Origin of the sequence: Streptomyces fulvoviolaceus, from assembly GCF_000718165.1 — a bacterium.
GTDB lineage: Bacteria > Actinomycetota > Actinomycetes > Streptomycetales > Streptomycetaceae > Streptomyces > Streptomyces fulvoviolaceus.
Genome location: NZ_JOEY01000047.1, coordinates 54174 through 75655 on the forward strand (window position 1 = coordinate 54174; position 21482 = coordinate 75655).

General features: G+C 70.6%; 16 protein-coding genes. 9 read left to right on the forward strand and 7 right to left on the reverse strand.

The genetic code is table 11. The annotated features are described in order from the left end of the window. Positions 1-498 precede the first annotated feature (498 nt). Both IG08_RS0140120 and IG08_RS0140125 read right to left on the reverse strand, forming a co-directional pair. Entirely contained in the window at positions 499-1155 is a 657-nt protein-coding gene (locus IG08_RS0140120) for an MBL fold metallo-hydrolase (protein ID WP_030614979.1), read from the reverse strand. Positions 1156-1201: 46 nt separating this feature from the next. Continuing rightward, on the reverse strand, positions 1202-1888 hold the full coding sequence (locus IG08_RS0140125) for a maleylpyruvate isomerase family mycothiol-dependent enzyme (protein ID WP_030614982.1): 687 nt from the start codon (positions 1886-1888) through the stop codon (positions 1202-1204). A gap of 224 nt (positions 1889-2112) precedes the next feature. Between IG08_RS0140125 and uvrA the strand changes: the two genes are divergently transcribed. Beyond that, the gene (gene uvrA / locus IG08_RS0140130; protein WP_030614985.1) at positions 2113-5166 is read left to right on the forward strand and encodes an excinuclease ABC subunit UvrA; all 3054 of its coding nucleotides are present in this window, start codon (positions 2113-2115) and stop codon (positions 5164-5166) included. 127 nt (positions 5167-5293) lie between these two features. Here the strand turns inward: uvrA and IG08_RS0140135 are convergent, their stop codons facing one another. The 4 genes from IG08_RS0140135 to IG08_RS0140150 form a co-directional block, all read right to left on the reverse strand. Beyond that, complete coding sequence (locus IG08_RS0140135; RefSeq protein WP_030614988.1) at positions 5294-6205, reverse strand: carbohydrate kinase family protein; 912 nt, start codon at positions 6203-6205, stop codon at positions 5294-5296. Then, complete coding sequence (locus IG08_RS0140140) at positions 6202-7371, reverse strand: LacI family DNA-binding transcriptional regulator (RefSeq protein ID WP_030614992.1); 1170 nt, start codon at positions 7369-7371, stop codon at positions 6202-6204. The genes IG08_RS0140135 and IG08_RS0140140 overlap by 4 nt, the downstream gene beginning before the upstream one ends. 156 nt (positions 7372-7527) lie before the next feature. Then, the gene (locus IG08_RS0140145; RefSeq protein WP_030614995.1) at positions 7528-8484 is read right to left on the reverse strand and encodes a hypothetical protein; all 957 of its coding nucleotides are present in this window, start codon (positions 8482-8484) and stop codon (positions 7528-7530) included. A 212-nt stretch (positions 8485-8696) separates the two neighbouring features. Continuing rightward, on the reverse strand, positions 8697-9071 hold the full coding sequence (locus IG08_RS0140150; protein ID WP_030614998.1) for a response regulator: 375 nt from the start codon (positions 9069-9071) through the stop codon (positions 8697-8699). 206 nt (positions 9072-9277) lie between these two features. Between IG08_RS0140150 and IG08_RS0140155 the strand changes: the two genes are divergently transcribed. The 3 genes from IG08_RS0140155 to IG08_RS0140165 are packed head-to-tail and all read left to right on the forward strand — an operon-like array spanning position 9278 to position 14799. Next, positions 9278-10666 (forward strand): ABC transporter substrate-binding protein, encoded by a 1389-nt coding sequence (locus IG08_RS0140155; RefSeq protein ID WP_052425060.1) that lies wholly within the window; start codon positions 9278-9280, stop codon positions 10664-10666. Continuing rightward, on the forward strand, positions 10663-12045 hold the full coding sequence (locus IG08_RS0140160) for an ABC transporter substrate-binding protein (protein WP_030615004.1): 1383 nt from the start codon (positions 10663-10665) through the stop codon (positions 12043-12045). Before IG08_RS0140155 ends, IG08_RS0140160 begins: the two co-directional genes overlap by 4 nt. 9 nt (positions 12046-12054) lie before the next feature. Continuing rightward, complete coding sequence (locus IG08_RS0140165) at positions 12055-14799, forward strand: nitrate- and nitrite sensing domain-containing protein (RefSeq protein ID WP_030615007.1); 2745 nt, start codon at positions 12055-12057, stop codon at positions 14797-14799. Between the two features lie 339 nt (positions 14800-15138). On the opposite strand, the gene IG08_RS60820 is transcribed toward IG08_RS0140165, so the two are convergent. Further along, positions 15139-15312, reverse strand: coding sequence for a hypothetical protein (locus IG08_RS60820; RefSeq protein ID WP_199820993.1), 174 nt, complete (start codon positions 15310-15312; stop codon positions 15139-15141). A gap of 204 nt (positions 15313-15516) precedes the next feature. On the opposite strand from IG08_RS60820, the gene IG08_RS0140175 reads away from it, so the two are divergent. From IG08_RS0140175 to whiA, 5 genes are all read left to right on the forward strand, one after another. Next, a complete protein-coding gene (locus IG08_RS0140175) occupies positions 15517-16194 on the forward strand; it encodes a response regulator transcription factor (RefSeq protein ID WP_030615010.1) in 678 nt (225 codons plus the stop codon). A gap of 63 nt (positions 16195-16257) precedes the next feature. Further along, complete coding sequence (gene uvrC, locus IG08_RS0140180; RefSeq protein ID WP_030615013.1) at positions 16258-18312, forward strand: excinuclease ABC subunit UvrC; 2055 nt, start codon at positions 16258-16260, stop codon at positions 18310-18312. Next, on the forward strand, positions 18309-19313 hold the full coding sequence (gene rapZ, locus IG08_RS0140185) for an RNase adapter RapZ (protein WP_030615016.1): 1005 nt from the start codon (positions 18309-18311) through the stop codon (positions 19311-19313). Before uvrC ends, rapZ begins: the two co-directional genes overlap by 4 nt. Beyond that, the gene (locus IG08_RS0140190) at positions 19310-20377 is read left to right on the forward strand and encodes a gluconeogenesis factor YvcK family protein (protein ID WP_030615019.1); all 1068 of its coding nucleotides are present in this window, start codon (positions 19310-19312) and stop codon (positions 20375-20377) included. Before rapZ ends, IG08_RS0140190 begins: the two co-directional genes overlap by 4 nt. Beyond that, the gene (whiA, locus tag IG08_RS0140195) at positions 20368-21357 is read left to right on the forward strand and encodes a DNA-binding protein WhiA (protein ID WP_030615022.1); all 990 of its coding nucleotides are present in this window, start codon (positions 20368-20370) and stop codon (positions 21355-21357) included. Before IG08_RS0140190 ends, whiA begins: the two co-directional genes overlap by 10 nt. The last annotated feature ends 125 nt before the right edge of the window (positions 21358-21482 follow it).

Genomic DNA, 21482 nt, shown 5'->3' on the forward strand with positions numbered 1-21482 from the left:
TGACAGTCCACCATCCCGTTTGTCCAGGTCACAGCGGGACTTGTCCGCATAGTGGGAACGGGTGTTGCGTTCTTGTGAACACTTCCTGTGGCCGCGGGAATCTGCCCTCACGAGTCGCCGGGGCCGCCGGTCGAGGGCGGGGATCGAAAGACCGGCGGCCCGTACCGCGCAGGAGCCGTCATCCTGTGCGGGGCTGCCTCCAGTTGACTGCGCAACCACGTGCGCCGGGAGCGCGCGCGTGACACCGGCGTGTGCGAAGGGTTCACACGGGGCGCGTGCGTGGAGCTTGCGCAGGGCGCGCGTTGGGGGGTTCGCGCGGGGCGTGCGTCAGGGTGTTCATGCCGAGCGTGCACAGGGAGGTGCGCGCGGGGTGTGCGCAACGGTGCATGCGCGGGGCGTAAGTTCACCACGCCCGCACCAGCGGCGGGCCGCGCGCCCCCTGAGCGACCAGGCGCCCTTGAGCTCAACGCCCAGCGCCCGCGCTCACCACCCCCGTGCTCACCACCCCCGCGCGCGCCACTCCGGCAGATGCGGCCGTTCCGTGCCCAGCGTCGTGTCGTTGCCGTGGCCCGGGTAGACCCAGGTCTCGTCCGGGAGCGCGTCAAAGATCTTCGTCTCGACGTCGTGGATCAGGCTGGCGAAGGCCTTCGGGTCCTTGCGGGTGTTGCCCACGCCTCCCGGGAAGAGGCAGTCCCCGGTGAACACATGGGGATGCCCGTGCGGGTCGTCGTAGACGAGGGCGATCGACCCCGGTGTGTGCCCGACCAGGTGGCGCGCGGTGAGTTCCACGCGCCCCACCTTGACGACGTCGCCGTCGTCGACCAGGACGTCGGTGGGCACGGGGATGCCGTCGGCGTCGTGCCGGCCTGCGTACGTACGCGCGCGCGTGCCCGCGACGACCTCGGCGAGCGCCTGCCAGTGGTCGCCGTGCTGGTGTGTGGTGACGACGGACGCGATGCCGTCGTCACCGATCATGCCGAGCAGGGTCTCCGCCTCGTTGGCCGCGTCGATCAGCAGTTGCTCGTCCGTGGCCCGGCAGCGCAGCAGATAGGCGTTGTTCTCCATCGGGCCGACCGCGATCTTCGTGATCATGAGGTCTTTGAGTTCGTGCACGTCGGCAGGGCCGCCGACCGTCACCTGTCCGCTGTACGTCATGGCTGTCAGCCTATAGCGGGGGAGCGCACCGGGAACTGTCCACGTGCTACAGCGGAGGAAGCGCCGGCAGCGCACCGTCGTTCACCGACAGGCGGGAGCCGTCTCGGCGCCCGGCGAGCCAGCCGAGCAGGTCTGCCTGACGGCCGGTGACGGTGATCGCGGCTCCTTCCGAACGGCCGGTCGCGCTCCGGCGGCCGTCGTCCTCCTCGATCAGCAGGGCGGGCACATCGGGATGGCCCCGGAACCGCGCGGTGAGGAAGTCGATCTCGCGCCGGGTGAACTCCGCCGGGAGGTCCTCCAGCTCGTACCCGATGCCGAGGTCCACGTGGTGCAGCTCCACCTCGACCCAGCGCCGGAACGGCACCCGGGACGCCGAGTCGGTGACCCCGTTGCGCAGCTCGACCGTGCGGGACCAGTCCGCAGGCTCGGCCCCCGCGGCCTGGAAACGGGCCGCGCTGTCGCGCAGGTCGGCTAGGTGCGCGGCGAGAGGGCGCGGGGCGTCCCGCTCGATGTCGGCGTCACGCGCGTGTGCGGAGGCGTACATGGGGCGGCCCTCCAGAACGTTCACGAGCGCTTCGGCGTTCCGGGAGAGGTGGGCGAGGACATGGCCGCGGGTCCAGCCGGGCAGCCGTGACGACTGGGTCACGGAAGCGTTGTCCAGTTTGGCGGCTGCGATGAGCAGCCGTTCGGTCGCATCGCGTACAGACACCAGGTCATGTGCGTGATCAATCATGGTGCTGACACTAGCCCCGCCACACCTTTGGGTGAAGGTGGTGAAGCTGTGCCGTAAATCGAATGCGCGTGCTATATGGTCGGGTGCGGCGTCGGGCATGCTGGATGGGCCGGGGATTGTTATGCATCCGGGAATCCGACCGGCGTTGTCAGTGGCTCCCCCTAGTCTGAGAAAGCACGGGGGCCTCGCCCCTGTCACTTCTCTCAAGAAAGGTGCGGACCGGCGTGGCCGACCGTCTCATCGTCCGTGGCGCGCGCGAGCACAACCTGAAGAACGTCTCGCTCGACCTGCCTCGCGACTCGCTCATCGTCTTCACGGGCCTGTCCGGGTCGGGCAAGTCTTCCCTGGCCTTCGACACCATCTTCGCCGAGGGCCAGCGGCGCTACGTGGAATCGCTCTCCTCGTACGCCCGCCAGTTCCTCGGCCAGATGGACAAGCCGGACGTCGACTTCATCGAGGGCCTCTCGCCCGCGGTCTCCATCGACCAGAAGTCGACCTCGCGCAACCCGCGCTCGACGGTCGGCACCATCACCGAGGTCTACGACTATCTGCGTCTGCTCTTCGCGCGCATCGGCAAGCCGCACTGCCCCGAGTGCAGCCGCCCGATCTCGCGCCAGTCGCCGCAGGCCATCGTCGACAGGGTCCTGGAGCTGCCGGAGGGGAGCCGCTTCCAGGTGCTGTCGCCGCTGGTGCGCGAGCGCAAGGGCGAGTTCGTCGACCTGTTCGCGGATCTCCAGACCAAGGGTTACAGCCGTGCGCGCGTGGACGGCGAGACCATCCAGCTCTCCGAGCCGCCCACGCTGAAGAAGCAGGAGAAGCACACCATCGAAGTGGTCGTCGACCGCCTCACGGTGAAGGACTCCGCCAAGCGCCGGCTCACCGACTCCGTGGAGACGGCCCTCGGTCTGTCCGGCGGCATGGTCGTGCTCGACTTCGTCGACCTCCCCTCGGACGACCCCGAGCGTGAGCGCATGTACTCCGAGCACCTGTACTGCCCGTACGACGACCTGTCCTTCGAGGAGCTGGAGCCCCGCTCCTTCTCCTTCAACTCGCCCTTCGGCGCCTGCCCCGAGTGCACCGGCATCGGCACGCGCATGGAGGTCGACCCCGAGCTGATCGTCCCGGACGAGGACAAGTCCCTCGACGAGGGCGCCATCCACCCCTGGTCGCACGGCCACACCAAGGACTACTTCGGCCGTCTGGTCGGCGCTCTCGCGGACGCGTTGGGATTCCGGACGGACATCCCCTTCGCGGGCCTCCCACAGCGCGCCAGGAAGGCCCTCCTCCAGGGCCACAAGACGCAGATCGAGGTCCGCTACCGCAACCGGTACGGACGCGAGCGCGTGTACACGACCCCGTTCGAAGGCGCCGTCCCCTTCGTCAAGCGCCGGCACAGCGAGTCCGAGAGCGACGCCAGCCGTGAGCGCTTCGAGGGCTACATGCGCGAGGTGCCCTGCCCCACCTGTCAGGGCACGCGCCTGAAGCCGCTCGTCCTCGCGGTCACCGTCATGGGGAAGTCGATCGCCGAAGTCTCCGGGATGTCCATCAGCGACTGCGCGGAATTCCTGGGCGAGCTGAAGCTCAGCGCCCGCGACAAGAAGATCGCCGAGCGCGTGCTGAAGGAGGTCAACGAACGGCTGCGGTTCCTGGTCGACGTCGGCCTGGACTACCTCTCGCTGAACCGCGCGGCCGGCACGCTCTCCGGCGGCGAGGCCCAGCGCATCCGTCTGGCCACCCAGATCGGCTCGGGACTCGTCGGCGTCCTCTACGTGCTCGACGAGCCGTCCATCGGTCTGCACCAGCGTGACAACCACCGGCTGATCGAGACCCTGGTCCGGCTGCGTGACATGGGCAACACGCTCATCGTCGTCGAGCACGACGAGGACACCATCAAGGTCGCCGACTGGATCGTCGACATCGGACCCGGCGCGGGCGAGCACGGCGGCAAGGTCGTGCACAGCGGCTCCCTGAAGGAGCTGCTCGCCAACGACGAGTCGCAGACCGGGCAGTACCTGTCGGGCAAGAAGGCCATCCCGCTGCCCGACGTCCGACGCCCGCAGGACCCGTCCCGTCGGCTCACGGTGCACGGCGCCCGTGAGAACAACCTGCAGGACATTGACGTGTCGTTCCCGCTGGGCGTGTTCACCGCGGTCACGGGTGTGTCCGGCTCCGGCAAGTCGACACTGGTCAACGACATCCTGTACACGCACCTGGCCCGCGAGCTCAACGGCGCCCGGAGCGTTCCGGGGCGGCACACGCGTGTGGACGGCGACGACCTCGTCGACAAGGTCGTGCACGTCGACCAGTCGCCCATCGGCCGTACCCCGCGGTCGAACCCGGCGACGTACACCGGCGTCTTCGACCACGTCCGCAAGCTGTTCGCCGAGACCACCGAGGCGAAGGTCCGCGGCTACATGCCCGGCCGCTTCTCCTTCAACGTCAAGGGCGGCCGCTGCGAGAACTGCGCCGGCGACGGCACGATCAAGATCGAGATGAACTTCCTCCCGGACGTCTACGTCCCGTGCGAGGTCTGCCATGGCGCCCGTTACAACCGGGAGACCCTGGAGGTCCACTACAAGGGCAAGTCCATCGCCGACGTCCTGAACATGCCGATCGAGGAGGCGACGGCGTTCTTCGAGGCCGTGCCCGCGATCGCCCGCCACCTCAACACGCTGAAGGACGTCGGCCTCGGCTACGTCCGGCTCGGCCAGGCCGCGACCACCCTGTCCGGTGGCGAGGCCCAGCGGGTGAAGCTCGCCAGCGAGCTCCAGAAGCGCTCCACCGGCCGCACGGTCTACGTCCTGGACGAGCCGACCACCGGTCTGCACTTCGAGGACATCAGCAAGCTGCTGACGGTGCTGTCCGGCCTGGTCGACAAGGGCAACACGGTCATCGTCATCGAGCACAACCTCGACGTGGTCAAGACGGCCGACTGGGTCGTCGACATGGGCCCCGAGGGCGGCGCCGGCGGCGGTCTCGTCGTCGCCGAGGGCACGCCCGAGGACGTCGCCGGCGTCCCGGCCAGCCACACCGGCAAGTTCTTGCGGGAGATCCTCGGCGCCGACCGGATCAGCGACGGCACCTCGGTGAAGGCCCCGCGCAAGGCAGCGGCCAAGAAGACGGTCGCGGCCAAGTCGACGGCGAAGAAGACGGCCACGGCCAAGACGGCGGTGGCCAGGACAGCCACGGCCGCCAACAACACGGCGGCGAAGAAGGCGACCGGAGCCACCAAGAAGGCCGCACCCGCGAAGAAGACGACCCGGGCTCGCAAGGCCTGAGGCGTACGGACAACTGGTCCGGACACATCCGGAAACGAGCGGCGCCCCGCGGGAACTCCCCGCGGGGCGCCGCTCGTTCCACCATCAGCCACCCTCGCCCCAAGCCCCACGGCTCGACGAACATCCCCTAGAAGTCCCCCAGTTCAGAGGCGTACGGCGGCTCCGCACCCGCCCGCGAGCACGTGATCGCTGCCGCACGCGCCGCGAACCGCAGCAGCCGGTTCCAGCCCTCGGTGCCCAGCAGTTCGAGCGCCGGCGAGGACAGGGCGTCCAGGGCGGACAGGCCGTGCAGCAGGGCCGCGTTCACGGTGTCGCCGGCGCCGATGGTGTCCACGACGTCGACCTTCTCGCCCGGCACCGAGTGCACCACGCCGTCCCGGGTGAAGACGGTCAGCCCGTCACCGCCCTGGGTGATCACGACGGCCGCGGGTCCCGCGGCAAGCCACTCGCGCGGGGTGCCGCCCAGCCACAGCGCGTCCTCCTCGGAGAGCTTGAGCAGTGACACCGACGGCAGCCAGCTCTTGAACCGGGCCCGATAGGCGTCCGCGTCGGGAATCAACCCCGCCCGGATGTTCGGGTCGAGCGCGGTGAACACCCCTCGCGCGGCAGCGGTCCGCATCAGCTCCTCGTAGGCACTCGCTCCCGGCTCCAGGACGAGCGAGCAGGTACCGAAGGACACCGCCCGCACGTCCGCGGGGAGCTCGGCGGGCGCCGCGAACAGCCGGTCGGCCGTGCCGTCGACGTAGAAGGAGTAGGCGGCCGAGCCGTTCGCGTCGATGGTGGCGACCGCGAGGGTGGTCGGTTCCGTGCCGCGCTGCACGCCCGACACGTCCACCCCTGCCTGCCGCAGCCCGTCGAGCAGGGCCTCCCCGAAGGCGTCGTACGAGGTGCGGGAAGAGAAGGCCGTGGGGGAGCCGAGGCGGCCGAGGGCCACGGCCGTGTTGTACGGGCCGCCGCCGAGCGCCGGCTTCAGGCCCGCGAGGGCACCCGTGCCCTGCGGTACCAGGTCGATCAGGGCCTCACCGGCGACGACGATCACAAGACGGTTCCTTTCTCGGACTGCGAAGACTGCGAGGACTGCGAGGACTGCGCGCGCCCCACGCGCTGCACGGACTGTGCGGGCTTCGCGAGCCGAGCCGGCGGCGGATCGGGGCAACCGCACGACGTGCGGTGGACGAAGGTGCAGGGGAGCCGCACGGTCCGGGCGGGCAGGTCCGGAGCGGCGAGGCGTTCCAGGAGCATCCGGACCGCCCGGGCCCCGATGCCCCTGCTGGGCTGGGCGATCGCGGTGAGCCGGGGAGAGAACAGGTCCGCCCAGGCGAAGTCGTCGAAGCAGCACAGCGCCATGTCCTCGGGCACCGACAGACCGTGGTCGCGCAGGGTGCGCAGTGCCCCGATGGTCATCGCGTTGTTGGCGGTGACGAGGGCGGTGGGCGGCGCGGCGAGGGAGAGCAGGGCCGCGGTGGCCCGTTCGGCACCGGCCGACTCGGAGTCGCCGTGCACGACGAGGCGTTCGTCATGGGCGAGCCCGGATGCTGCCAGGCCCTGTCGGTAACCGGCGGTCCGCTCGCGGGTGGTGCTGAGTCCGGGCAGGCCCGCGACCAGGGCGATGCGCCGATGGCCGAGCCCGGCGAGATGGGTGACCAACCGGGCCGTCGGCTCGGTGCTCTCGGCACAGACCTGATCGAAGTGCGGCCCGCTGTCCGCCGGCCCGCCCTCCGTCGACGCCTTGCCCGCCGACGCGCCGTCCCCCGAAGCGTCGACCACCCGGTCGAGGAACACGGTCGGTACGTGGTGGCGCCCGAGGTAGGCGACGAGCTCACGGGGGTCCGCCGAGGGCGCGACGATCATGCCGTCCACCCGCCGCTCGTGCAGCAGCTGGACGACTTTGCGCTCGTGCCCGGGATCGTCGTGCGGATCGGCGATCAGCAGGCTGTAACCGTGCTCCAGAGCGCCGGCCTCGACCCCCTGGAGGATCTCCGTGAAGTAGGGGTTGCTGATCGCCGACACCGCGAGCCCGATGGACCGGGTGCGGGAGGTGACCAGGGAGCGGGCGAGGGTGTTGGGCGTGTAACCGAGCTCGTCGATGGCGTCCAGCACGGCCTGGCGGGTGTGCGGCAGGACCGGCCGGGTGTCGTTGAGCACGTGCGAGACGGTCGCCACGGACACACCGGCACTCCGGGCGACGTCGGCCATGGTGGCCATTGAGTCCCCCTTCCGGAACGGTGGCTCCACGGCCGGAAGGTATCCCATCCGACGGCCGACGTAAACGCTTACGCAAGCGTTTACGCGCAGTCGCCGAGCCGAGGCCTCTGTACGGCGCTCACTCCCAGTCGCCGAGCCGAGGCCCCGGCACAGCGCTCACTCCCAGTCCCACCCGATCCCCACGACCCCCGACCGCACTCGCGGCTCGACGACGTGGACCGAGTGATGCCGGCCGGTGAGGGCCAGCTCCTGGCGGCCGCTGCGTGGCGCGGCGGCGGAGTGCTGAGTGAAGCGGTGGCAGCGGACCGGCAGTGCGTTCTCGTCGAACTGGACCTGCAGGGCGTACTGACCGCCCGGCGAGCCGAAGCCGCGGACGTACTCGCGTGAGGCGTCGGCGGTGCCGTCCTCGACGCCGTAGCGGAAGAGGAACGTGTCGCCGGCCCGCAGCCGGGTGTCGAAGAGCAACTCGGCCACGAGCATGCCGGTGTCGTGGTGCGAACGCACGCGTCCCGTGCGGCAGTTCTCCAGGGCGTGCACGGTCATGCGCTCCGGTGTGCACCCCGGGTCGCCGTGGTGGACGGCCAGGAAGCGGTCGACGCCCTCGCGGTGGGCACGCACGATGTGGTGAGACTCGCGCCCCTGGAGCTCGCGGCGCGCCCCGATCCGTACCCGCTCGTGGTGGCCGAGGGTGTGCAGCCCGCCGTCGGCCGGCGAGTCCAGCTCGGCCAGCAGCTGTTCGAGGATGTCCGTGGCCGCCACGAGGGAGCGGTAGGTGCGGGCCGCGGGGCGCTGTGCGGCCGACTGGTCGTCGCTCTCGGCGAGCAGCCGGATCAGCGATTCCTCGGGCAGCTGCAGGATCTCCTCCAACGCCCGCACGGCCCGCAGCGACTCGGGGCGCTGCGGGCGCCGGGCGCCCTGCTGCCAGTAACTCAGGCTGGTGACGCCGACCTTGACCCCGTAGCGCGACAGATGGTGCTGGACACGTTGCAGTGGCAGTCCACGGGCGGCGATCGCCGCGCGCAGTGCGACGTGGAAGGGGCCGCCACGCAGGGCCGTGTCCAGTTCCGCGGTGGCGACGGTCGCGACGTCCGCGTGCTGTGTGGCGTGCGGCATGCAGGGGCCTTTCTGTGAATGTCCACAACGGCTGGTCAGGCCGTTTTGCGAGGGTGAGTCGGGGCCGCCGCGGAGGCGCCGGGGGAGTCTTCACATCCGTACGCCGCCGTTCCCGGCCCCGAGTTCCCCCGCATTGAAGCGTGTTGACCAAGTCCCGACAACACCTGATGCCGAACAGCGGGGCGCTCCGGCAGGGGCCGGGGACGGTGTGCTCAAGCCGACGCGGTTCCCCCGTCGTTGCCCAGCACGTTCCTGATCGCCCGCGCGGACAGTGAGGACTTGTGCAGGAACCCGCGGGCGGGGCTGGCGGCGATGAGTTCCTCGAAGTCCTCCAAGGCGTGTGTGGAGATCAGGATGATGACGGAGGAGACACTCCCGGCAAGTTGCACAGCGAGGTCGAAGCCGCTCTCGCCGCCCAGTTCGAGATCCACCAGGACGATGTCCGGGACGAGCTCCGTGGCCCGCGCAATAGCCTCCGTGCCTGACATGGCGACGCCGACGACGGGTATCCCGTCGCGCTCGAGCAGAGTGCGCGCGGCCTCCAGGAACCGGATGCTGTCATCGACGAGAAGACAGCGCATGGACATGGTTGACAGGGTCCCAATGGGCAGTTGATTGCGCTTTCCAGCTACCAGGAAAGAGTCGGCGCGGGTTGCTTCCCGGCAGCAGGAATGTGCTGAAGGCTTTTGCCGGATCCACCGGTTCACGCTTACCCAGCGCAGCGACACGTCACGGGGGGTAGCATATGGGCTGCCCTGGGGAGGCCGTGCTGTCCGGTCAGTGGGGGTGCGCGATGAAGGCGTCGCTCGGGAACACGGGAACGAGTCGGAACCATCGCGTCCTGATCACAGGGTTGTTGGGAGCCGCTCTGCTGCTGGCGGCATGCGGCGGCGGTGCGGACGACGGCGGTGACGGCAAGAGCAAGCAGGCGCGCAGCGACACGACCTGCGACGGCCGGATCGAGGGCACCGCGCACGTCACGGTGTGGTTCCACGCGGGGCGGAGCAGTGAACTCACCACGCTGCAGCGCCAGGTGAAGGACTTCAACAAGGCCCAGAGGCAGGTGCGGGTCGAGCTCGTCACCCTGCCCGAGCAGAAGCCGTACAACGACCTGGTGCTCTCCGCCGCGGCCAGCGGTGACCTCCCGGACCTGCTCGACTTCGACGGGCCGCGCCTGTACAGCCACGCCTGGTCCGGCAAGATCAAACCGATCGACTCCTGCGTGCCCCAGAACCTGCGGGACGATCTGCTGCCCTCGATCCGCCAACAGGGCACCTACGCGGGCCGGTTGTACGGCGTCGGCACCTTCGACTCGGGATTGGGCCTCTACGTACGGCCGTCCGTCCTGAAGAAGGCCGGCATCCGCATCCCCAAGGGCGTCGCCGACGCCTGGACCGCCGACGAACTGACGGGCATCCTGCGCAAGCTCCGCGAGGCCGGCTACAAGACGCCGCTCGACATGGAGATCCAATATGCCGTGCCCGGCGCGGAGTGGGGTACCTACGGCTTCGCGCCCGCGGTGTGGTCGGCGGGCGGAGATCTCATCGAGCCCAGGACATTCCGCACGGCCGACGGATTCCTCAACGGCCCCGAGTCGGTCAAGGCGCTCACCACCATGCAGGCCTGGGCCAAGGAGGGGCTCATCTACACCGGGAAGGACGAAAAGGTGTTCGTCGAGGGCCGCAGCGTCATCGCCTGGGCCGGGCACTGGTGGTACCCGGACTACAGCCAGGCGCACCCCGGTGACGTGGCGATCGTGCCGCTGCCCGACTTCGGCAGGGGCACCGTGACCGGGATGGGCTCCTGGCAGTGGGGCGTCACTTCGGGCGCGGCCGACGGGGACGCCGTATGGCGCTTCCTCGCCTATCTGCTGAAGCCGGAACAGATCAACCGGATGACCGAGGCCAACGGCGCGATCCCGGCCACGGACAGCGCGGTGAAGCTCTCGCCGGTGTACGGCGCAGACGGCGCCGAGCGCCTCTTCATCGAGCAGTTGCGGGACGGCGTCGCCCGGCCCCGGCCGCAGACGCCCGCCTACCCTGCGATCACCGACGCCTTCTCCGAGGCCTTCTCGAAGATCATGCGTGACCAGGCTCCGGTGAAGGCCACGCTCGACGCGGCGGTCAAGGCCATCGACAAGGACCTGGCCGCTCACGACGGATACCCGCAGAGCGGGCCATGACCAGCGGCACCGGGGTGCCGGCCCGCACCCGGGTGCTCCACCGCACCTTGCTGACGGGCGCCCTGACCGTCGTCCTGCTCCTCGCGGGATGCACGGGATGCGACGACGGCGCGGACCACAGCGGGCCCCCGACGCCGCGTACCGACACGACCTGCGACGGCAGGATCGACGGCACCGCGCACTTGACGATGTGGTACCACGCGCCCTCGGCGCTCGGTGAACGGGACGCCGTGCGCGCACAGGTACACGCCTTCAACACCTCCCAGAAGGACGTCAAGGTCACCCTGCTAGACCTCCCGAAGGGCGACTACAACGCCCAGGTCCATGCCGCGGCGGCCGACGGCGAACTCCCCGACCTGCTCGACTTCGACGCCCCGAACCTCTTCAGCTACGCCTGGGCGGGCGACATCAGACCGATCGGCTCCTGCCTCCCCGACCGCGTGCGCGCGGACCTGCTCCCCTCCGTCCTCGAACAGGGCACCTACCGGGGCGAGTTGTGGGGCCTGGGCACCTTCGACTCCGGCCTGGGGCTTTACATACGGCCGTCCGTGTTCGAGAAAGCCGGCGTCCGCATTCCCCGTGGCCCTCGGGACGCGTGGACGGCCACGGAGTTCACGGGCATCCTGAAGAAACTGCGGAAGCTGGGCTACGACACGCCGCTCGACCTCAACATGCAGTACGCCGACACGGAATGGGGGACGTACGGGTTCGCGCCGGCCGTGTGGTCGGCGGGCGGCGACCTGATCGACCGGTCCACCTACCGCACGGCGGACGGAGCGCTCAACGGGCCGGAAGCGGTCAAGGCGCTGACCACACTGCAGAGCTGGGTGAAGGCGGGATACGTGGACGCGAACAAGGACTCCGGAGCCTTCCAGGAAGGCAGGAGCCCCGTGTCCTGGACCGGCCACTGGTGGTACCGCCGCTACACCGAGGCCTTCCCCGGTGACGTGGCGATCGTGGCGCTCCCCGACTTCGGCGAGGGCACCGTGACCGGCATGGGCTCCTGGCAGTGGGGCGTGCCCGCGGGCTCCGCCGACGGAGACGCCGTATGGCGCTTCCTGGCCTTCCTGCTGAGCCCCGGCGAGGTGTCGCGGATGACGGAACTCAACGGCGCGATACCCGCCACCAGAACGGCGATCGCGCGCACCGAACTGTTCGGCGAGGGAGGTCCCGAGCGGCTCTACATCGAGCAGTTGGAGGGCGGTGTCGCCCGGCCGAGACCGCAGACCCCCGCCTACCCGGCGATCACCAGGGCCTTCTCCGCCGCCTGCGGGAAAATCATGAAGGGTGCGGCTGTGAGACCCGCCCTGGACGAGGCGGTGCGGGCCATCGACAAGGATCTGGCGGACCACCAGTACTACCCGCCCACCGGACCGTGAGGACCGGCCATGCGCCGCTCACCACTGCGACGACAGCCCTCGGCCCCGACAGGACCCGGCCGTATCCCGCTCCTCGCCCGCCTGCGCGTCGGCCGGAAGCTGATGCTCCTCGTGCTGCTGCCGGTGACCGGGCTGCTGGCCTTCACCGCCTTCAGCGGCGTGGCCCAGTGGCAGGAGGCGCAGACGCTGCGCGACTTCCACACCGCCACCCGGTTGTCGTTCGCGACGACCGACGTCTCCGACGCCGTCGCGCAGGAACGAATCGCCGCCGTGAAGGCCCGGCTGCGCCCCGGACCGGCAGCCCTGGCGGAGCGATCTGCCGCCGAGCGGGCCACCGACCGCGCACTGGAGCGGGCCACCAGCCGTGCCGCCACCTGGACCGCCGGATCCGACGTGGCCGGCGCCCTCGACGCCGTGAGCCGTCAACTGCACGCGCTGCGGGTGCAGACAAGCACCGGATCGCTCACCGCTCCCCAGGTGGCCCAGCAGTACGGGGACGTCGAGGACATCCTGCTCGACAACGTCGCCGCCCTCGAATCCGGGCGTCCCAACAGGGCGTCGGGCCGCGCGGCCGACGCGCACATCGCGCTTCTGCGGGCCATCGAGGCCGCCGAGCGGGAACGCGCGGAGCTGGCCGTCCTGCTCGAGGAGCCCGCCGCCGAGCGCCCCACCGCCGTCGGCCAGTGGCCCGCGCTCGAAACGGCCCAGCTGGACGCGTTCCGGGAGTTCACCTCCCCCGAACTGCGGGCCGAGCTGTACGTCATACAGTTCCAGGACCCCGGCCGGGCCGTCCGCCGGGTCCGCGACATGCTCGCCACCTCCGACGCCGCCTCCGCCCGCTGGCCCTCCTACGCCCGCTGGCTGGCCGACTCGGAGGCCCGGATCGACTCCCTGCGCGGCGTCCAGGGCCGGGCCGCACGTGAACTCGCCGTCACGGCCGCCCACGACCGCCGGACCGCCGAGACACGCGCGGAGCGCGACCTCGCCATCTCCCTGGTGGTCCTGGGCCTCGTCACCGTCCTCGCCCTCACGCTGCGGCGGTCGATCACCCGGCCCCTCAGCGAGGTCTCCGAGGGCGCCCGGGCGCTGTCGTACGGCGATCTCTCCTACGACATCCGGTACGCGGGCCGTGACGAACTCGGAGGCGTCGCCGACACGTTCCGCGAACTGCGGGTGACCACTGAACGGCTGGCCGCCGAGATCCGTTCCATGAACACAGCGATCGACGACAACCATCTCGAACACCGGGCCGACGTCGCCTCGTTCGAGGGCACCTGGGCCCAGCTGCTGGGCGGGATGAACGGCACCATGGCGTCCTTCGCGGCGGCGCACGGGCGGCGCAAGAAGGCCGAGAAGGAGCTGCAGAGCATCTTCGACCTCTCCCTCGACCTGCTGTCCATCAGCGGGGTCGACGGCTACTTCAAGCGGGTCAACCCGGCCTTCGAACGCACCTTGGGCTACTCGAGCGACGAGCTTCTGTCCAAGCCGTACATCGAGTTCGTGCACGAGGAGGACCGGGAGAGCACCGGCGAGGCCCTGGCGACGCTGGCGCGTGGTGTCGAGGTGGCCGAGTTCGAGAACCGGTACCTGCGGGCGGACGGCACCGAGCGCTGGCTGCAGTGGAGCGCACGGCCGGTGCCCGAACAGGGCCTCATCTACGGCGCCGCCCGTGACGTCACCGAGAGCCGGCGCCACACCCTGGAGCAGGCCGCGCTGCGCCGGGTCGCCACCCTGGTGGCCCACGGGGCCCCGCCGTCCGAGGTGTTCACGAAGGTGGCGCAGGAGGTGGGGCACCTGCTGGAGACGACCGCGGCCGTGCTGAGGCACGAGTCCGACGGCAGCCATACGGTCCTCGGGACCGCGCTCGGGATCCCGGCGGACGTCGAGCGGGCCACGCGCGAGAAGCGTCGTGAAGCGGCAAGCAGGGCGATCCACGAGGTGACCCGGACCCGGCGGGCGGCCCACGTCGGGCACGCCGTGGCCGCGCCCATCGTCGTCGACGACCGCCTGTGGGGTGTCATCGTCGCGGCCTCCCTGCTGGGGCCCCTGCCCGTCGGAACCGAGTCGCGGCTGGCCGACTTCACCGAACTCGTCGCCACCGCCATCGCCAACGCCGACAGCCGCGACCAGCTGAACGCGTCACGCGCGCGCGTGGTGGCCGCCGCGGACGCCTCCCGCCGCCGTATCGAGCGCGATCTGCACGACGGCGTCCAGCAGCGGCTCGTCGCCCTCCAGCTGGACCTGCGGCTGGCCGAGTCACTGGTGACGGACCCCACGTCCGAGCTCGCCCAGCAGCTGGCCCACGTGGCCAAGGGCCTCGACGACTCCTTCCAGGACCTGCTCCAGGTGGCCCGTGGCATCCACCCGGCCATCCTCTCCAAGGGCGGCCTGGGCCCCGCCCTGCGCTCGCTGGCCCGCCGCTCCGCCGTTCCCGTGGAACTCGACCTGCGGCTGCCCGCGACCCGGCTGCCGGAGCAGCTGGAGGTGGCGGCGTACTACGTGACCTCCGAGTGCCTCACCAACGCCGTGAAGCACGCGCACGCGCGCGTGGTGGGCGTGGAGGCGGAGGTGCGGGACGACTGGCTGGAGCTGACCATCCGCGACGACGGCGTCGGGGGCGCCGAGCCGGGCCGAGGGTCCGGTCTGATCGGCCTCATCGACCGGGTGGAGGCGATCGGCGGCAAGCTGGACGTCAGCAGTCCGCCCGGCGAGGGCACGACCATGGACGTGCGGCTGCCCTTGATCGGGCCTTAGGTCCTGTCCGGCGGATCATGCGGCGTCGTGGGCCCCGGCGCGCACTCTCCCACGCTCGAACGACCTCGCGCGGGAGCCCCCCATCGCGTCGCCCGCCGCGGCGGCGGCTGAAGCCAACGTCTCCTCCGCCTTGCAGCCGCACGCACCGGACCCCGCTCGGCTCGGCTGCCAGGCACCGTCGTTTGCCGCCGGCCTGATCCGCCGGACAGGCCCTGGACGGACGTGTGACCGCCCGAGGCGTACGCAGGGGAGTTCGCCCAGGTGGGGGAGTCCTGGACTCGGTGACGTCGCGTACGCACCGGGCGGTCGTTTCGGACGGAGAGGCATACCGTCCGGTCTCTAGGGGCGGTGGTTCTCGCCCTGTCGTGCCGTCTGCAGGCGCTTGGCGCGCACGATGTCGGGGTCCCTGGGGTCCAGGACGTCACGCAGTCCGTACGGCGTCTCGTACGTGTCGTCCGTGTACCGGCGCACGCGGACCGGCCGCCGTCGCTTCTCGATCCGCGTCTGCCGCATCTCCCGCACCCCTTCGACCGGGTGACCCACCACCTCTGGTCCGAGACAGCCGGTCCAACTGCATCTGCACTGATACGAGAATCGCTCGGATACGTCCCCATGTCGTCACGGCAAGCCCCCAATTCCGTTTCCGGCTAGCCGTAACCCCAAGGGTGGGGCAGGCTGTTGGGGCGCACCGCAGGTCGGGCAAGGGGAGCCGGGTCCATGGACGCATTGCAGCAGCCGCAGCCCGCACGGGGACGGGTCGTCCTCGCCGACGACGACATTCTGCTCAGGGAGGGTCTGGCCAGTCTGTGCGAGCGCCTCGGCTACGAGGTGGTGGGGCAGGCGGGTGACGCGGTACGGCTGCTGGAGCTGGTCGACGAGGAGCGCCCCGACCTCGCGATCGTCGACATAAGAATGCCGCCGGACCACTCCACCGAGGGCCTCAAGGCGGCCCGGACGATCCGCGAGCGGCACCCCGACACCGGCATCCTCGTCCTGTCCGCGTTCGTCGAGGTCGAGGACGCCCTGGAGCTGCTGGCGAGCGGCCGCAAGATCGGCTACCTCCTCAAGAGCCGGGTCACGGTCGTCGACGAGTTCATCGAGGCCCTCGACCGGATCGGCAGGGGCGGCTCGGTCGTCGACCCGTCCCTCGTCCAGGAGCTCTTCTCCGCGCAGCGCCGTGACGACCCCCTGGCCCACCTCAGCGCCCGCGAACGCGAGGTCCTCGCCCTCATGGCCGAGGGCCGCTCCAACGCCGGCATCGGCCGCCGCCTCTGGGTCACCGAGGGCACCGTCGAGAAACACGTCCGCAGCATCCTCGGCAAACTCAGCCTCGCGGAGGACACGGACGACCACCGCCGGGTACTGGCGGTCATCACGTTCCTGGAGTCCCGCTGATCCCGTAGGGCGGCTGTCCACAGGCCCGCCGCACTGTCACTGCCCGCCAGTAGGGTGTGAGACATGGCCGATCCCTCCAGCTACCGCCCCAAGCCGGGACAGATCCCGGACTCTCCCGGGGTGTACCGGTTCCGCGACGAGCACCGCCGGGTGATCTACGTCGGAAAGGCGAAGAGCCTGCGTCAGCGCCTGGCGAACTACTTCCAGGACCTGGCGAACCTGCACCCGCGCACGCGGACGATGGTCACCACCGCCGCGTCCGTGGAGTGGACCGTGGTGTCCACGGAGGTCGAGGCCCTGCAGCTGGAGTACTCCTGGATCAAGGAGTACGACCCCCGGTTCAACGTCAAGTACCGCGACGACAAGAGCTATCCGTACCTCGCGGTGACGATGAACGAGGAGTACCCGCGCGTACAGGTGATGCGCGGCCACAAGAAGAAGGGCGTCCGCTACTTCGGGCCGTACGGACACGCCTGGGCCATCCGGGACACCGTCGACCTGCTGCTGCGCGTGTTCCCCGTCCGCACCTGCTCCGCCGGCGTCTTCAAGAACGCCGCCCGCACCGGCCGCCCCTGTCTCCTCGGCTACATCGGCAAGTGCTCCGCGCCCTGCGTCGACCGTGTCTCCGCCGAGGAGCACCGCGAACTCGCCGAGGAGTTCTGCGACTTCATGGCCGGCCGGACCGGGACCTACCTCCGCCGCCTCGAGAAGCAGATGACGGAGGCCGCCGAGGAGATGGAGTACGAGCGGGCCGCCCGCCTGCGCGACGACATCGGGGCCCTGAAGAAGGCCATGGAGAAGAACGCGGTCGTGCTCGCCGACGCGACCGACGCCGACCTCATCGCGGTCGCCGAGGACGAGCTGGAGGCGGCCGTCCAGATCTTCCACGTGCGCGGCGGACGCGTGCGCGGTCAGCGCGGCTGGGTCACCGACAAGGTCGAGGAGATCACCACCGCCGCCCTCGTCGAGCACGCCCTTCAGCAGCTCTACGGCGAGGAGCGCGGCGACTCCGTACCCAAGGAGGTCCTGGTCCCGGCCCTGCCCGACCCCGTGGAGCCCGTCCAGGAGTGGCTCACCGAGCGCCGCGGGTCGAACGTCTCGCTGCGCATCCCCCAGCGCGGCGACAAGAAGGCCCTCATGGAGACCGTGCAGCGCAACGCCCTGCAGGCGCTCGCGCTCCACAAGACCAAGCGCGCCTCCGACCTCACCACGCGCTCGCGTGCCCTGGAGGAGATCGCCGAGGCCCTCGACCTCGACAGCGCCCCGCTCAGGATCGAGTGCTACGACATCTCGCACCTCCAGGGCGATGACGTCGTCGCCTCCATGGTCGTCTTCGAGGACGGCCTGCAGCGCAAGAGCGAGTACCGCCGCTTCCAGATCAAGAGCTTCGAGGGGCAGGACGACGTCCGCTCGATGCACGAGGTGATCACCCGCCGCTTCCGGCGCTATCTCGCCGAGAAGGAGAAGACCGGCGAGTGGACCGACGGCGAGGACATCCTCGACAACGGCCTCAAGGACGACGACGGCCGCCCCAAGCGCTTCGCCTACCCGCCCCAGCTCGTCGTCGTCGACGGCGGACAGCCCCAGGTCGCCGCCGCCAAGAAGGCCCTCGACGAGCTCGGCATCGACGACATCGCCGTGTGCGGCCTCGCCAAGCGTCTCGAAGAGGTCTGGCTGCCCGACGAGGACGACCCCGTGGTCCTGCCACGCACCAGCGAGGGCCTGTACCTTCTGCAGCGGGTCCGCGACGAGGCCCACCGCTTCGCGATCACCTACCAGCGCACCAAGCGCGCCAAGCGCTTCCGGTCCGGTCCTCTGGACGACGTACCGGGCCTCGGCGAGACACGCAAACAGGCGCTGATCAAGCACTTCGGTTCGGTGAAGAAGCTGCGATCCGCGACAATCGACCAGATCTGCGAGGTACCCGGCATAGGCCGGAAAACGGCCGAGACCATCGCCGTGGCCCTCGCCCAGGCGGCTCCGGCCGCACCCGCCGTCAACACGGCGACTGGAGAGATCATAGAAGACGAGGAAGACGGGGCGCCCGAGACGGCGGGTGCCCCGGGGGAGCCCGTGACCGCGGGCGCCCCGGACGAACGACGGGGGCAGGAGAGATGACCGAGCAGGACAAGCAGCCCACAGCCGAGCGAGATCAGTCGCACAAGGAAACAGGCGAGGATCCCGCACAGCAGGACGCACCCCAGGAAGACGGAGCACAGGTGAGTACGGGCATCGAAACAGCCGGGGTCCCCGAGGCGGCCATCCCCGAGCTGGTGATCATCTCCGGCATGTCCGGGGCCGGCCGGTCGACCGCCGCCAAGTGTCTGGAGGACCTCGGCTGGTTCGTCGTCGACAACCTCCCGCCCGCGCTGATCCCCACCATGGTGGAGCTCGGCGCCCGCTCCCAGGGCAATGTCGCCCGGATCGCGGTGGTCGTCGACGTCCGCGGCCGCCGCTTCTTCGACAACCTCCGCGAGTCCCTCGCCGACCTGGAGTCGAAGCACGTCACCCGGCGGATCGTGTTCCTGGAGTCCTCCGACGAGGCCCTGGTGCGCCGCTTCGAGTCCGTGCGCCGCCCGCACCCCCTCCAGGGCGACGGCCGCATCGTCGACGGCATCGACGCCGAGCGTGAGCTGCTGCGCGAGCTGCGCGGCGACGCCGACCTGGTGATCGACACCTCCAGCCTCAACGTGCACGAGCTGCGCGCCAAGATGGACGCCCAGTTCGCCGGCGACGAGGAGCCCGAGCTGCGGGCGACCGTCATGTCCTTCGGCTTCAAGTACGGCCTCCCGGTCGACGCCGACCTGGTCGCGGACATGCGCTTCCTGCCCAACCCGCACTGGGTCCCGGAGCTGCGCCCCTTCACCGGCCTCAACGAGGAGGTGTCGGCGTACATCTTCAACCAGCCCGGTGCCAAGGAGTTCCTCGACCGGTACGCCGAGCTGCTCAGGCTCGTGGCGGCGGGCTACCGCCGCGAGGGCAAGCGGTACGTGACGATCGCGATCGGCTGCACCGGTGGCAAGCACCGCTCGGTCGCCACCTCGGAGAAGCTCGCCGCGCGCCTCGTGGCCGAGGGCGTGGAGACGGTGGTCGTGCACCGGGACATGGGACGGGAATGACGGGACGTACTCCGCGGCTGGGCAGGCTGCGCCGGACGGTGCCCGAGGGGCGCGTGAGCCGGCCCGTCGAGGCCCGCGGTGCCAGACCGCGCCGTCGTGGCGCCCAGCCGAAGGTGGTCGCGCTCGGCGGCGGCATGGGCCTGTCCGCCTCGCTCGCCGCCCTGCGCCGGATCACCGGTGACCTCACCGCCGTCGTCACCGTGGCCGACGACGGCGGCTCCAGCGGCCGCCTGCGCGACGAACTGGGCGTGCTGCCGCCCGGCGACCTGCGCAAGGCGCTGGCCGCGCTGTGCGGGGACGACGACTGGGGCCAGACCTGGGCCCGCGTCATCCAGCACCGCTTCCAGTCCAAGGGTGACCTGCACGAACACGCGGTCGGCAATCTGCTGATCGTCGCCCTGTGGGAGCAGCTCGGCGACCATGTCCAGGCCCTCGACCTGGTCGGCAGGCTCCTGGGCGCGCACGGGCGCGTGCTGCCCATGTCGGCCGTACCGCTGGAGCTCCAGGCCCTGGTCAAGGGGCACGACCCGGATCACCCCGAGGACGTCGACACCGTGCGGGGACAGGCGAACGTCGCCCTCACGCCCGGCGAGGTGCAGTCCGTGCACCTCATGCCGCACGACCCGCCCGCCGTCCCCGAGGCCGTGGCCGCCGTCCTCGACGCCGACTGGGTGGTCCTCGGCCCCGGGTCCTGGTTCTCCTCGGTCATCCCGCACCTGCTCGTGCCCGAACTCCTGGACGCGCTGACCCAGACGAAGGCGCGCCGGGTACTCTCCCTGAACCTCGCTCCGCAGCCGGGAGAAACCGAAGGCTTCTCACCGCAGCGTCATTTGGAGGTTTTGGGACGACACGCCCCTAAACTCGCCCTGGACGTGGTGCTGGCCGACGAGGCCGCCGTGCCCGACCGCGATGTGCTCACCGAGGCCGCCAAGCGGCTCGGTGCCGCGGTCGAGCTGGCCCCGGTCGCCAGGACAGATGGGAGCCCCAGGCATGACCCGGAGCTCCTTGCCGCCGCGTACGACCGTATTTTTCGGATGCATGGAAGGATCGGCCCATGGCGATGACGGCAGCGGTGAAGGACGAGGTCTCCCGGCTCCCCGTCACCCGGACCTGCTGCAGGAAGGCGGAGGTATCCGCCATGCTGCGGTTCGCCGGCGGCCTCCACCTGGTGAGCGGGCGCATCGTGATCGAGGCGGAGCTGGACACCGCGATGGCGGCCCGCCGGCTCAAACGGGACATCCTGGAGATCTTCGGCCACAGTTCCGAACTGATCGTGATGGCGCCCGGCGGACTGCGCCGCGGTTCGCGCTACGTCGTCCGGGTCGTCGCGGGCGGCGACCAGCTGGCCCGGCAGACCGGCCTGGTCGACGGCCGGGGCCGCCCGATCCGCGGGCTGCCCCCGCAGGTCGTCTCCGGCGCCACCTGTGACGCCGAGGCCGCCTGGCGCGGGGCCTTCCTGGCGCACGGCTCGCTCACCGAGCCGGGGCGCTCGTCGTCCCTCGAGGTGACCTGCCCGGGTCCGGAGGCCGCGCTCGCCCTGGTCGGCGCCGCCCGACGACTGTCGATCGCCGCCAAGGCCCGCGAGGTGCGCGGCGTGGACCGCGTGGTCGTCCGCGACGGCGACGCGATCGGCGCCCTGCTCACCCGCCTCGGCGCGCACGAGTCCGTGCTCGCCTGGGAGGAGCGCAGGATGCGCCGTGAGGTGCGGGCCACGGCGAACCGTCTGGCCAACTTCGACGACGCCAACCTGCGCCGCTCGGCCCGCGCGGCCGTCGCCGCCGGCGCCCGCGTCCAGCGCGCCCTGGAGATCCTCGCCGACGACGTGCCCGAGCACCTCGCCGCCGCGGGCCGGCTGCGCATGGACCACAAGCAGGCCTCCCTGGAGGAACTGGGTGCGCTCGCCGACCCGCCGCTGACCAAGGACGCCGTGGCCGGCCGTATCCGCCGTCTGCTGGCGATGGCCGACAAGCGCGCCTCCGACCTCGGCATCCCGGGCACGGAGTCCAGCATCACCGAGGAGATGGCCGACAACCTGGTCGGCTGACTGTAGATCAATTCGCCGGTGCCGACGCCCACTTGGGCCGTCGGCACCGGCGTTTGTCTGTCCTTGAGGCGCCCTTGACTCGATCATGAACTGTCATGAGCCTGGCATGAGTTCGCTGCTGTGGC

Bases quoted from the DNA above. Each gene is read 5' to 3' on its own strand.
- IG08_RS0140160 (WP_030615004.1), top strand. From the start codon at position 10,663: ATGACCAGCGGCACCGGGGTGCCGGCCCGCACCCGGGTGCTCCACCGC.
- IG08_RS0140140 (WP_030614992.1), bottom strand. From the start codon at position 7,371: ATGGCCACCATGGCCGACGTCGCCCGGAGTGCCGGTGTGTCCGTGGCG.
- whiA (WP_030615022.1), top strand. From the start codon at position 20,368: ATGGCGATGACGGCAGCGGTGAAGGACGAGGTCTCCCGGCTCCCCGTC.
- IG08_RS0140175 (WP_030615010.1), top strand. From the start codon at position 15,517: ATGGACGCATTGCAGCAGCCGCAGCCCGCACGGGGACGGGTCGTCCTC.
- IG08_RS0140165 (WP_030615007.1), top strand. From the start codon at position 12,055: ATGCGCCGCTCACCACTGCGACGACAGCCCTCGGCCCCGACAGGACCC.
- IG08_RS0140190 (WP_030615019.1), top strand. From the start codon at position 19,310: ATGACGGGACGTACTCCGCGGCTGGGCAGGCTGCGCCGGACGGTGCCC.
- uvrC (WP_030615013.1), top strand. From the start codon at position 16,258: ATGGCCGATCCCTCCAGCTACCGCCCCAAGCCGGGACAGATCCCGGAC.
- rapZ (WP_030615016.1), top strand. From the start codon at position 18,309: ATGACCGAGCAGGACAAGCAGCCCACAGCCGAGCGAGATCAGTCGCAC.
- IG08_RS0140145 (WP_030614995.1), bottom strand. From the start codon at position 8,484: ATGCCGCACGCCACACAGCACGCGGACGTCGCGACCGTCGCCACCGCG.
- IG08_RS0140120 (WP_030614979.1), bottom strand. From the start codon at position 1,155: ATGACGTACAGCGGACAGGTGACGGTCGGCGGCCCTGCCGACGTGCAC.
- IG08_RS0140125 (WP_030614982.1), bottom strand. From the start codon at position 1,888: ATGATTGATCACGCACATGACCTGGTGTCTGTACGCGATGCGACCGAA.
- IG08_RS0140155 (WP_052425060.1), top strand. From the start codon at position 9,278: ATGAAGGCGTCGCTCGGGAACACGGGAACGAGTCGGAACCATCGCGTC.
- IG08_RS60820 (WP_199820993.1), bottom strand. From the start codon at position 15,312: ATGCGGCAGACGCGGATCGAGAAGCGACGGCGGCCGGTCCGCGTGCGC.
- IG08_RS0140150 (WP_030614998.1), bottom strand. From the start codon at position 9,071: ATGTCCATGCGCTGTCTTCTCGTCGATGACAGCATCCGGTTCCTGGAG.